Source organism: Thalassolituus sp., assembly GCF_034111725.1.
GTDB lineage: Bacteria > Pseudomonadota > Gammaproteobacteria > Pseudomonadales > Oceanobacteraceae > Thalassolituus.
Genome location: NZ_JAWUWR010000049.1, coordinates 16285 through 27223, shown reverse-complemented (window position 1 = coordinate 27223; position 10939 = coordinate 16285). Strand labels below are relative to the sequence as shown.

Here is a 10939-nt window from a genome sequence, read left to right as displayed (position 1 = left end):
CCGCCATCAAGAATATGGATGCGCTCCAGCATGTTGCGTTTCAATTGCGCGATTCGGGCTTGGCGTAGTTCAGTGACATTGGCTGACATAGGCTTAAACTGACTCATGGTAACGTTTCGATATTTAAACGGCGTAAAAAAGGTGTCGAATTGTAGCAGAGCCAGAACAGGTTGTCTTACCCAACTGTTTTGCTAGGGTATTTCGTAGAAGGCGTCGAATCAGGTACAATGCAGGCATTATTTAGAGGGGCACCACATGACAACTTACGTAACCATTACTCCGGATGCCGAAGAGTACTTGGCATCGCTGCTCGACAAACAGAGCGTACCGGGGATGGCTGTTCGTATTTTCATCACCCAGCCGGGGACTCGCTACGCAGAAACTTGCCTAGCCTATTGCCGACCTGAAGAGGTTAGTGCCAACGATGTCATTCAAGAAATGGCTAAGCTGCTCGTGTACGTTGAAGCGATGAGCATTCCTTATTTGGAAGAGTCGTTGATTGATTTTGCTAAAGATCGCATGGGTGGTCAGCTAACCATTAAGGCGCCAAACGCCAAGATGCCGAAAGTGAACGCGGATAGTCCAGTCGAAGAACGCATCAATTATTTGTTGTATACCGAAATTAATCCAGGCTTGGCAGCTCACGGTGGTGATGTCAGCTTGGTTGAGATTACTGAAGATGGTGTTGCGGTTTTGAAGTTTGGCGGTGGTTGTCAGGGCTGCAGTGCGGTCGATATGACGCTCAAGGATGGTGTTGAGGCGAGTTTGATTGCTAAGATCCCAGAGATCACTGCGGTACGTGATGTCACCGATCATACGAAAGCGGACAATGCTTATTTCAAATAAGCTTTTCTGTTAGTGAAAATCTAGCGTGTAAAAACCGGCGATTGCCGGTTTTTTTGTTTTTGCGCTGATTATTAGCTTACAAAGCCATTACCCAATGATACTTACGGTAACAGTTGGGTAATGGCTCTAATTGCGAACACTACAAGAAGCTTTCTATAACTGCGCCTGTGCGGTATTCGCCATCAGAGATGGACTCGTGTCTGCAAAGTTTGATTTTTGCCGACAGGGGAGCAACAGGGCCACCACAACTGCTTAGGCTGAGTTCAGCTGAAGCACCCAATGGAAGCGGCTTATCGCTCTGCAGTTGCACGCCGCAGCTACTTAAATCTAAGCAGGTTAGATCGATTTCTTCTCCATTGCTCAAGCGCAGACTGGCAGGTGCGTCGATTTGCATGCGAATGAAATGACGTTTTTCTTGATATTGGCGGGCGTTATAGCTCATGCAATAGCTCCTGATAGGATGTCGAAAAACCGACGTAAAATCATACTTACGAAATTGCAGCATCCTTCGTGCCAAAAACACAGCCATTTGTAGCAGTTACGACAAAGGTTGCTAAAGCATTGCAAGGCCGAGCAGATGGCGTTAGTGTTCGCCCATTGTGTAGGTGTTGGGAGACACGAATGGCCGCAAAAGTGCTGGTCATTGACGATGATTCAACGGTTCGCGATAGTATTTTTGCGTACTTAGACGATTGCGACTACGACATGCTGAGTGCGGCCAGTGCCGCTGATGCATGGGAACTGTTGAGCCATCAAACCGTCGATGCGGTAATCTGTGATCTGAAAATGCCGGGAATGAACGGTATTGAGTTGTTAGAGCGAATCAAGTCCAAACAACCTGATTTACCAGTGATTGTCGTCTCTGGTGCAGGCGTTATGGATGATGTTGTCCGTGCCTTGCGTTTAGGCGCGGAGGACTACCTTGTTAAGCCCATCATGGATCTGGAGGTATTGCAGCATTCGGTGCGTAAAGCATTGGAGCGCAGCCAGTTAGAGGCTGAAAATAGTGCCTACCGCGATCATCTTGAAAAAAATAATCGTGAGTTGAGGTTCGGCTTGGAAGAGCTTAGAGCCGATCAGCTTGCGGGGCGGCAAGCCCAGCTGCGCATGCTGCCGGATCCTCTCGATTTCGCTGGCTTGCATTGCGAACATCGCATCATACCGTCATTACTGTTGAGCGGTGATTTCCTTGATTACTTCGAGCTTGATGAAGATCGCATCGTATTTTACATCGCCGATGTATCAGGGCACGGAGCGTCATCGGCCTTCGTCACGGTTCTGCTTAAAAATCTAACCTATCGCTTGCGTCGTAACTTCCATCGCGGTTCTAGTAGCGATTTGTTGCATCCATCGCAGGTGCTTGATCGCATTAATAGCGAACTACTGGCGTCCGAGTTAGAAAAGCACTTAACCATGTTCTACGGCGTGCTGTGCACTCGAACCAACTCTTTGCGTTACAGTGTTGGCGGGCATTTTCCGATGCCGGTTCTCGTGACGGATGAAGGCAGTCGATATCTGGAAGGACGGGGCATGCCTGTTGGGCTTTTCCCCGAGGCAGAATATCTAGACTATGAGATGGTGTTGCCGGAAAACTTTAATCTTTTGCTCTTTTCTGACGGAATACTGGAAATCATGAAGGAATCGTCCTTGAATGATAAGGAGGCTTCTTTGTTGCGACTCACGTCGGCAAGTAAAGGCGGTCTTGAGCAGCTGAGCAACTTGCTCGGTCTCAACGAGGATCTAGAGGTCCCCGATGATATTGCGATGGCGAGTATAAGCCGAGGCAAGTTATGACATCAGGTAGGGTACAAGTCGCTTTTTACCAACGCATGCACATTATCCGCTTACTGGGTGATGTGCGTCTGAATCTATGCTCCACATTAGAGCGCTATTTGGATGACATTCTTGCGCGTCCTGATTTCGACAATGTCATCGTTGATCTGTCAGCTGCGGATGGTGTCGACAGTACGACTTTGGGGCAAATCGCTAAGATTTCTATATTATGCCGTGACCGTTTTGGCATCGTCCCGACTATTTCCAGCCCAAATCCCGGCATTACTCGGATATTGCTCAGTATGGGTTTTGATCAGGTTTTTCACATAGTTGATGAGCCTTTTAAAGACGAGGCAAGTTTTCAGGAGTGGGTGGCAGATTCTGTTTGTGAAGATGAGGCGCGCGAGCAAGTCATAGCGGCACATCGCGTACTGATGAGTCTAAACGAGAAAAACAAAAACACATTCAAAGAGTTGGTCGATTCATTAGAATCAGATCGCAGTCATAGCTAATGCCGAGTTAGGTTGAAGTTCTTTTATCGCCGATAGATTCGGCGTTTTTCATAGGGGGTTATGTGGATATCCAGCGCGCAGCGGTGATAGGCGGCGGTAGCTTTGGTACGGTTGTGGCCAATATCTTGGCAGACAATCAAATTCAAACAGTGCAATGGATGCGCAACGAAGTTGTTGCCAATGCCATCAATACAAGCCATACCAATTCTGATTATCTGCCGGGAGTTGCACTCAACCCTGAATTGAAAGCGACCACGGATTTAATCGCAGCGGTGAAAGATGCCGATGTTATTTTTGTGTCTGTGCCGAGTCATTCGGTACGCCAAGTCGTCACTGCGTTTGCAGCCGAGCTTAAACCTGAGCAGGCTCTGATTAGTACAACGAAAGGCATCGAGCATGATGGCTTTTTACTGATGAGTCAGGTGTTGGCGGAAATTTGCCCACATAACCCCGTCGGCGTGCTAAGCGGCCCCAACCTCGCCAAAGAAATTGGCAAAAGAGAGTTGGCTGCAACAGTAATTGCTAGTGAAAACAGTGAATTGAGACGTAATGTTCAGGATGCTCTTAGCTGTAGTTACTTCCGAGTTTACGCGTCAAACGACCTCTATGGTGTTGAGTTGGGTGGTGCGTTAAAGAATATTTACGCCATTGTGTCCGGTTTCGTCGCAGCGCTCGGCATGGGTGAAAATACTAAGAGTATGATTATTACTCGCTCTCTAGCCGAAATGAGTCGTTTTGCGGTGGCTCTTGGGGCTAACCCTTTAACCTTCTTAGGTCTGGCTGGTGTAGGCGATCTTGTAGTGACCTGTATGTCGCCGCTCAGCCGTAATTACCGTGTTGGATATGCGATAGGTCAAGGTAAGACACTCGAAGATGCGATAAAAGAGCTGGGTGAGGTTGCAGAGGGCGTAAATACTTTAAAGTATGTACGAGCGCGAGCTATTGAACTTGATATCTATATGCCTCTGGTTATGGGCGCTTACGAGATCTTGTTTAACGGCGCGCAGCCTAAGGATGTTGCCCAAGGCTTAATGACCGGTGATTACGCATCAGATGTTGAGTTTGCATTGCCTAAACATGAAATTTGAAAAGAGTAAAACATGAGCGAATTGAAAAATAGCGTGGCGTCAGATGCCTTTTGGTTAAAGACGCTGTATCTGGTTGGTTTCTTTGTGGTGTATCGCGTACTGGATTTAGTGTTACTGCTATTGACGATTGCCCAGTGGGTGTTTCAGCTCGTTAGTGGTGAACCAAATCACGCGCTGCGAGATTTCGGTAGTTCCTTGGGTAAGTATTTAGCACAGGTCGTTCATTACTTGTCAGGTGCGAGCGACGATAAGCCTTATCCTTTTCAAGATTGGCCTGACGCGGATTAAGTTATGCGTTTAGTTGTCGTAAGACACGGCGCCGCCGTTCCTGGTGGCGATTTGGATGCTGAGCGTGCACTTCAGCCGCAGGGGCATGATCAGGCTAGCGCAGCTGGACAGTGGCTTTATTCTCATAGCTTTAAGACAGCTCAGGTTTTGTCGAGTCCATACCGTCGAGCACGGCAAACCGCTATGCATATCTGCGATAAATTAGGATTACCAGAGCCCTTGCTGCAAGATTTACTGACTCCTGATGCATTGGCGCAGTTGACGGTTGATACATTAACCAAACTCACTGGTGATGTGATTATTGTGTCCCATCTCCCTTTGGTTGGTCGGGTTGCGTCTTTGCTGGTTGATGGTCAAGTAGTCGACCAGCCTTGGTCTACAGGGGAGTGTTGGGTGCTTGAGGGTGATGTCTTTGCTGCCGGCTGTATGCGGGTTGTTGCGGTCTGGGATCCTGGGTGTATAGAGTAAGCCCAGTAATTCTTGCTCTGCTTCACAATATGACTTTAAGTAACTGATTTTAGGTATAAATACACCTTGTCGTTAATCGGTTCAGACGCTAGGTTAACGGCTCAGTAGCTTTGCAGTAATCACTCATAAGTATATATGAAAGACATCCTTCACCTATCCCATGCCAATGGCTTTCCCGGTGGTAGCTACGACACGATTGCAGGCTTTTTAGCGCCGCACTACGATGTTAGGCACACTGACAAGTTTGGGCATAATCCTTTATTCCCTGTTACGGATAATTGGCCTCATCTAGAGCGTGAATTGATCCATTATTTTGAAACAAACTATCAACAACCAGTGATTGCCGTGGGCCATTCATTGGGCGGTGTTCTTAGTATGATGGTGGCGTTTAAACGCCCTGATTTGGTTAAAGCCTTCGTCATGTTGGATTCGCCGTTGTTAACCACAGTGCAGGCTAGGGGGTTGCAGTTTGCTAAGCGGTTTGGATTGATAGAACGCTTTATGCCTATTCGCCGAACAGAGGAGCGCCGCACGGAATGGGCCAGCTTCAATGAGGCAATGGATTATTTTCGTGGCAAGACGCTGATGAAACGTTTTGATGAACGTTGCCTTGTTGACTACGTGAAAGCCGGTACGGAGCCATTTGAAGGCGGTCTCAGGTTGCGTTTTAACCCAGAGATTGAGGCCCGTATCTGGCGATCTATTCCACACACGCTTCGACCCATACATGATCTAGTGGTTCCTGGTGCTGTTATTGGGGGACGAGACAGTGATATCTTTCGACGCGTGAATGGCGCGCATATGCAAAGCCGACTCAATATGAAGGTACGCTGGTTGCCAGGAGGTCATATGTTTCCATTTGAACATCCCGAAGATACTGCTGAGCAAATTCATCAGCTACTGTGCGAGATGCTCGGATGAGTCAGTTGTTTTCTGATCAGATGTCGGGATTACATGGCTTAGATTGGCATTCGCAACATGCAGGGGTTCCTGTCGTTGCATTGCATGGCTGGCTGGATAATGCCGCCAGTTTTTCAGCTCTAGCCCCTTTGCTTTCACATCACCGAATCATTGCACTAGATCTTCCTGGACATGGTAAATCACCATGGAAGGGTACTGATGCTGACTATTCTATCTGGGGTTATACCGATGTTCTGTGGCAGGTATGTCAGCAATTCGACCAGCCAATCCACTTGTTAAGCCATTCAATGGGTAGTGCTACTGCCATGTTTCTTAGTGCGGCTTTTCCTGAACTAGTGAAGTCTGTCGTTATGCTAGATGCCGCCGGCCCGCTCACAACGCCTGAAGATCGCTTGGCAATTCAGTTGCGCGAGGGTGTACTCGCACAGCAACAGTCAATGCGTCCATCCCGAAAGTTTGCGGATTTTGATCAAGCTCTGAGTGCTCGTTTACGCGGCTCTAGCGTGTTGACTGGCGAATGCATTGGTCCTGTGGTTGAGCGCAATTTACAGCCAGCAGTTGGTGGTGAGCCGGGTGAGTTGGAGTGGTCTACTGATCCACGTTTACGCCTTGCTTCTCGTCTGCGCTTAACTGAGTCGCAAGTGAGAGCAACTTTGGCTGCGATTAAAGCACCTGTTATGGCTATTCGTGCCGCGGACGGTTTAATACCGGAAGCTATGTTTAAAGATCGCTTGGGTGTCATTGATGATTGCCGGTTTGTTGAATGCTCTGGGCATCATCACTTTCACCTCGACGCAATTACTGCTCCGGCGATTGCTAAGTGTATTTCTGCATTCTGGCTTGAAGTTGAAGGTGCTTCAGCGTGAGCTGGCGACAGCCTCTTTGGTTTGTGGTGCTCTTGAGTTTATTACTTGTTAGTTTGATGGCCAGTTGGCATGTCCATGAGCGTCTGCATTACAGCTACGACATATGGTATGACGTATACGACATCGGCGAGCACATAGATCATTATGGACCTCGAAATAAGTATATTCATGGGCTAAGCGACCTGAGCAAAGCAGACCGTGTGTACTTGTTTAATCAAATTTCAGATGCGGTGCATGCTGGCGGTAAAGGGCTGGCAGACATTCAGTTCACGGATAAATTTGGTAAAACCAAGGACTTATTACACGACAGCGAAATCATACATTTGCAAGATGTTGCTAATCTCATCGATAAGCTTGATCTCGCTGGAGCGATAGCACTGCTTATATTATTGGCTGGCTTAATTATCCTGCGCATCCATAAAGTGCGTCCGCGCTGGAAGGTACAGCTTGGTATCTTTGTTGGCTTGTTGAGCGTTGTTGGCGCGGTCGTTTTGATTGCTGGGCCAACCGCTGTGTTTTATCAGCTGCATGTGTGGATCTTTCCGGACAATCATCAGTGGTTTTTCTATTATCAAGAATCTTTGATGAGCACCATGATGAAGGCCCCCATCTTGTTTGGCGGCATAGCCGCAACCCTAGTGGGGTTGGGGTTGTTGATTTTCGTGATGGTGTTGCTGTTGCTGATACGTCGTTTTAAATTCTAACGATGCAAGGTGCACGTTTAGAAGTCAGGCTGGCAAACAATTTCAAACAACTCGCCACTCACTGGGTGGCGAAAATCCAGTTCGCGGGCATGTAATTTCAATCTAGGCTCCAGCTCAGCTCCAGCACCGGCGTACAGAGTGTCGCCAACGATCGGATGACCTATTTGCTGCATGTGTAAACGTAGTTGATGAGATCGCCCTGTTTTTGGGTGCAACTCAATACGTGTATTACCATCTTCTTCGGCCATTTTATTCCAGCGTGTGAGCGCATAGCGACCGTCGGAATGACTGATCATCTGTAATGGACGGTTCGGCCAATCAACTATGATCGGCATATTGATACAGCCCATATTGCCTTTAACGCGACCGAGCACGACGGCCTCATAGACTTTGCGGGTTGTTTGTTTTTCGAACTGCTGCTGCACACCGGTCAGTGCTGCCTTGTTGCGAGCAAAGACAAGTATGCCCGATGTATCTTGATCTAGACGGTGAATCACGAAGATATCGCCATAACGCTCGGCTAAGCGTGATACCGCTGAATCTTTAATGTATCGACCGGGAACACTCAATAAACCAGATTGTTTGTTGATGATGATGATGTCGTCGTCAATGTGCAGCAAGTTCATCTGTGTCATGAGGGTAGCGATGCTTATCCAATAAAGTGGTGTAGCGACCGTCAGCACGTCTGCGTGCTAAGCCGTCATTGAATGCTTGGATAATGGTGTCCGCTGCTAGGCTGTCGTCGTTATCTCGAGCGCGGCGGATACTAACACGCAGGCCATGGCTCTCCAAAGGGTTAGGCACGATAAGGCTCTTTGATATACAAGGTGAGCCCCCTTGATCGGGGGCTGACTAGAGTTATCCTTCGTGCTGCGGCAAGTTGCGAATGAGTAAGGCACGTGGAAGTGGAAACGAGTTGTCGTTAAACGCAGATTTCGGTTTCGGGATGCGAACAGTAAAGCCAGACCCAGGGGCGTCTGTTCTTAACTGACCATTCATTGATGAAATCGCTGTTAAGGTAAAACAGATGTTTCCAACGGTGGTCATTAACTCCATGCTGTCGCCCACTTCGAAACGGTTTTTTACTTCTACGATTAGTTCGTCAGCGCTTTCATCTATTACCTCTCCGACAAATTGCTGCCCCGTCGACATAGATGATCCACGCTCGTAATTTTGGTGTTCGTCGTGTACGTGGCGCCGAAAGAAGCCCTCGGTATAACCACGATTGGACATGTTTTCGAGGGTATCCATTAAGTTGTTATCAAAGCCACGTCCGGCTACCGCATCATCAATTGCTTGGCGATAAGCCTGGGCTGTTCGTGCAACGTAGTAGTGTGACTTGGTGCGGCCTTCGATTTTTAATGAATGTACGCCGAGTTCAACCAGTTTTTGAATGTGCTGAATCGCGCGTAAATCTTTCGAATTCATAATGTAGGTGCCGTGCTCATCTTCAAAGGCAGGCATGTAGTCATTCGGGCGATTAGGTTCTTGTAATAACATAATGCGATCCGTCGGCTTGCCAATGCCTAGCGTTGGATCAAACTCGTTCACACCGGTAGGTATGATGTTACCAGTATCGGTTTCTTGCGCGTCATGGGCTTGGTACTGCCAGCGGCAAGCGTTGGTGCATGTACCTTGGTTTGGATCGCGATGATTCATATAGCCAGACAGCAGGCAGCGACCAGAATAAGCAATGCAAAGTGCACCATGAACAAAGACCTCCAATTCCATTTCGGGGCTATGTTCACGAATGTCAGCGATCTCATCCAGTGATAACTCGCGCGATAAGATTATGCGGCTTATGCCTTGGCGACGCCAAAACTCAACCGTTGCGTAATTGACGACGTTTGCTTGTACCGATAGATGAATCTCAGTATCTGGCCACCGATCTTTCACCATCATAATTAAACCGGGATCGGACATGATGAGTGCGTCTGGCTTCATTTCAATCACGGGTTGTATGTCGCGCATGTAGGTTGCGACCTTGCTGTTATGCGGAGCGATGTTGCTGGCAACGTACAGTTTTTTACCGCGAGCGTGCGCGTAGTCGATACCTGTCGCAAGATTGTCTAGCGTAAAATCGTTATTGCGTACACGCAGGCTGTAGCGTGGTTGCCCAGCGTAGATGGCATCTGCGCCGTAGGCGAGTGCGTATTTGAGATTGTTAAGCGTACCGGCTGGCGATAGGAGTTCGGGGGTCATAATGATCACATGAAGCAAAAAGCCGCCAATTTTAGGCGGCTTTATACTTTGCTCATTGATCTGGGTCAGCTTGTTGAGTGTGAGATTAGCGTTCTAATCCAAATAGGCTGGCATCGTTTTCATTTAAGGTGCGGAAAAATAATTGCGGCAGTGGACGTTGGGTTTTGCCGTTAAGTTGTTCTTGCCATTCGTCTTTAAGTGCAGACCAGTATTCTTTTAATGGCTCACTATCGGCGCCTAATTCATCCATTTCTTCATATAAGCCGAATAGGGTATTTTCGATAAGGGAAAGGTCATCGCATTCCGGATCAAATAAGCAGTCGACGGCACTGCTTAAACTGGCAAAACATAATTCGGTTATACGCCATGCAAGACTGTCATCTTCTTCTAATGTCTCGCGCCAATCTTGAAACTCGACATAAAACCGCTGCAAGTTGGATTCGGATTTTAACTCACCGGATAAAAAACTTAGAGTCTTACGTACCAGTTTTTGAAAAGGGGTGATATCGATATTGTTATGCTCGCCCCAAAAAATAACGTGTACTTCATTGATGCTGGCGATGGCTGCGCATATCGCAGAACGCGCCACGGCGCTTGAAGAGCTGAACATAAAAGGGCACCAAAAGGAGAGTCAAAGTGCCGCTATGGTAGTCATTTCATATAGTGATGTATATCAAATCAATATAGGGGGAGAGGTATTTATGGTTCTGGCTAAGGTGGCCTCCATATCTTTTTGTAGTTGCTGAATATAGAGGTCTTAAAATGCAAAATAGGTCACATATGGAAAAATATTGCTGATATATGCTTGTAAATCGCCGTTGACTTTGCATTTTTAATAAGCTTCGCTATTGTTTAATAACTGTACAACTATTGGTGTGTAATAAATGCGATGAACACGAACATTAAGTTTATTGATATCCAGATGCCGGAAAGTGCTTTTAAGGTCGATGTTGATGAGTTAACGCCATTGGGATTTGAATGTGTGTTAGATCCTCAAACAACACGAGGCCTTAGGGATGAGTGTGGGCGATTTAAGGTATTTTCAATTGAGTTAAGTTTGCTAACCCCGCAAGGGCGGCAAGTCGTAACTGGCGAATGCCAGATTCATTCTATACGCCGAGTATCGGCAACGCAGGTTGCTGTGTGTGCACGCTTTACTCATATTGGTGCGAATGGGTATCACTGGATATCAGCTCATATGGCAATGGTTTCGTTACCAGAACAGGGATTTCGCCGACATGGAACTTAATATTGGCTCGGTTTATCGGTGC

At 47.5% G+C, this 10939-nt stretch carries 15 protein-coding genes; 10 read left to right on the top strand and 5 right to left on the bottom strand.

Annotated features, from left to right (window positions below):
• Positions 1–255 precede the first annotated feature (255 nt).
• On the top strand, positions 256–846 hold the full coding sequence (nfuA, locus tag UXZ23_RS08025) for a Fe-S biogenesis protein NfuA (protein WP_320820082.1): 591 nt from the start codon (positions 256–258) through the stop codon (positions 844–846).
• 139 nt (positions 847–985) lie between these two features.
• Here nfuA and UXZ23_RS08020 read toward each other — a convergent pair whose 3' ends face one another.
• Positions 986–1288: a PilZ domain-containing protein gene (locus tag UXZ23_RS08020; protein WP_225667253.1), complete on the bottom strand. Its 303-nt coding sequence runs from the start codon at positions 1286–1288 to the stop codon at positions 986–988.
• 179 nt (positions 1289–1467) lie between these two features.
• Between UXZ23_RS08020 and UXZ23_RS08015 the strand changes: the two genes are divergently transcribed.
• The 8 genes from UXZ23_RS08015 to UXZ23_RS07980 all read left to right on the top strand — a co-directional run bounded on the left by UXZ23_RS08015 (position 1468) and on the right by UXZ23_RS07980 (position 7466).
• The gene (locus tag UXZ23_RS08015) at positions 1468–2640 is read left to right on the top strand and encodes a SpoIIE family protein phosphatase (RefSeq protein ID WP_320820081.1); all 1173 of its coding nucleotides are present in this window, start codon (positions 1468–1470) and stop codon (positions 2638–2640) included.
• Entirely contained in the window at positions 2637–3131 is a 495-nt protein-coding gene (locus UXZ23_RS08010) for an STAS domain-containing protein (protein ID WP_320820080.1), read from the top strand. Before UXZ23_RS08015 ends, UXZ23_RS08010 begins: the two co-directional genes overlap by 4 nt.
• A gap of 62 nt (positions 3132–3193) precedes the next feature.
• Positions 3194–4219 carry an NAD(P)H-dependent glycerol-3-phosphate dehydrogenase gene (locus UXZ23_RS08005; RefSeq protein ID WP_320820079.1) on the top strand — a complete coding sequence of 342 codons (1026 nt, stop codon included), beginning with the start codon at positions 3194–3196 and terminating at the stop codon, positions 4217–4219.
• A 12-nt stretch (positions 4220–4231) separates the two neighbouring features.
• A complete protein-coding gene (locus tag UXZ23_RS08000) occupies positions 4232–4507 on the top strand; it encodes a DUF4389 domain-containing protein (protein ID WP_320820078.1) in 276 nt (91 codons plus the stop codon).
• Positions 4508–4510: 3 nt separating this feature from the next.
• Entirely contained in the window at positions 4511–4975 is a 465-nt protein-coding gene (gene sixA / locus UXZ23_RS07995; protein WP_320820077.1) for a phosphohistidine phosphatase SixA, read from the top strand.
• Between the two features lie 135 nt (positions 4976–5110).
• The gene (locus tag UXZ23_RS07990) at positions 5111–5896 is read left to right on the top strand and encodes an alpha/beta hydrolase (RefSeq protein ID WP_320820076.1); all 786 of its coding nucleotides are present in this window, start codon (positions 5111–5113) and stop codon (positions 5894–5896) included.
• Positions 5893–6762 (top strand): alpha/beta fold hydrolase, encoded by an 870-nt coding sequence (locus UXZ23_RS07985; protein WP_320820075.1) that lies wholly within the window; start codon positions 5893–5895, stop codon positions 6760–6762. Before UXZ23_RS07990 ends, UXZ23_RS07985 begins: the two co-directional genes overlap by 4 nt.
• A complete protein-coding gene (locus tag UXZ23_RS07980) occupies positions 6759–7466 on the top strand; it encodes a DUF1461 domain-containing protein (RefSeq protein WP_320820074.1) in 708 nt (235 codons plus the stop codon). Before UXZ23_RS07985 ends, UXZ23_RS07980 begins: the two co-directional genes overlap by 4 nt.
• A gap of 17 nt (positions 7467–7483) precedes the next feature.
• Here the strand turns inward: UXZ23_RS07980 and UXZ23_RS07975 are convergent, their stop codons facing one another.
• From UXZ23_RS07975 to UXZ23_RS07960, 4 genes are all read right to left on the bottom strand, one after another.
• On the bottom strand, positions 7484–8101 hold the full coding sequence (locus UXZ23_RS07975; protein WP_320820073.1) for an RluA family pseudouridine synthase: 618 nt from the start codon (positions 8099–8101) through the stop codon (positions 7484–7486).
• Complete coding sequence (locus UXZ23_RS07970; RefSeq protein WP_320820072.1) at positions 8073–8270, bottom strand: hypothetical protein; 198 nt, start codon at positions 8268–8270, stop codon at positions 8073–8075. Before UXZ23_RS07970 ends, UXZ23_RS07975 begins: the two co-directional genes overlap by 29 nt.
• 54 nt (positions 8271–8324) lie before the next feature.
• Positions 8325–9668: a tRNA 5-hydroxyuridine modification protein YegQ gene (gene yegQ, locus UXZ23_RS07965; protein WP_320820071.1), complete on the bottom strand. Its 1344-nt coding sequence runs from the start codon at positions 9666–9668 to the stop codon at positions 8325–8327.
• Positions 9669–9753: 85 nt separating this feature from the next.
• Positions 9754–10278, bottom strand: coding sequence for a hypothetical protein (locus UXZ23_RS07960; protein ID WP_320820070.1), 525 nt, complete (start codon positions 10276–10278; stop codon positions 9754–9756).
• Between the two features lie 279 nt (positions 10279–10557).
• Between UXZ23_RS07960 and UXZ23_RS07955 the strand changes: the two genes are divergently transcribed.
• Positions 10558–10917 (top strand): hypothetical protein, encoded by a 360-nt coding sequence (locus UXZ23_RS07955; RefSeq protein ID WP_320820069.1) that lies wholly within the window; start codon positions 10558–10560, stop codon positions 10915–10917.
• Positions 10918–10939: the final 22 nt, after the last annotated feature.

Coding starts and splice junctions, on each gene's coding strand:
- nfuA (WP_320820082.1), top strand. CDS start 256: ATGACAACTTACGTAACCATTACTCCGGATGCCGAAGAGTACTTGGCA.
- UXZ23_RS08020 (WP_225667253.1), bottom strand. CDS start 1,288: ATGAGCTATAACGCCCGCCAATATCAAGAAAAACGTCATTTCATTCGC.
- UXZ23_RS08015 (WP_320820081.1), top strand. CDS start 1,468: ATGGCCGCAAAAGTGCTGGTCATTGACGATGATTCAACGGTTCGCGAT.
- UXZ23_RS08010 (WP_320820080.1), top strand. CDS start 2,637: ATGACATCAGGTAGGGTACAAGTCGCTTTTTACCAACGCATGCACATT.
- UXZ23_RS08000 (WP_320820078.1), top strand. CDS start 4,232: ATGAGCGAATTGAAAAATAGCGTGGCGTCAGATGCCTTTTGGTTAAAG.
- sixA (WP_320820077.1), top strand. CDS start 4,511: ATGCGTTTAGTTGTCGTAAGACACGGCGCCGCCGTTCCTGGTGGCGAT.
- UXZ23_RS07990 (WP_320820076.1), top strand. CDS start 5,111: ATGAAAGACATCCTTCACCTATCCCATGCCAATGGCTTTCCCGGTGGT.
- UXZ23_RS07985 (WP_320820075.1), top strand. CDS start 5,893: ATGAGTCAGTTGTTTTCTGATCAGATGTCGGGATTACATGGCTTAGAT.
- UXZ23_RS07975 (WP_320820073.1), bottom strand. CDS start 8,101: ATGACACAGATGAACTTGCTGCACATTGACGACGACATCATCATCATC.
- yegQ (WP_320820071.1), bottom strand. CDS start 9,668: ATGACCCCCGAACTCCTATCGCCAGCCGGTACGCTTAACAATCTCAAA.
- UXZ23_RS07960 (WP_320820070.1), bottom strand. CDS start 10,278: ATGTTCAGCTCTTCAAGCGCCGTGGCGCGTTCTGCGATATGCGCAGCC.
- UXZ23_RS07955 (WP_320820069.1), top strand. CDS start 10,558: ATGAACACGAACATTAAGTTTATTGATATCCAGATGCCGGAAAGTGCT.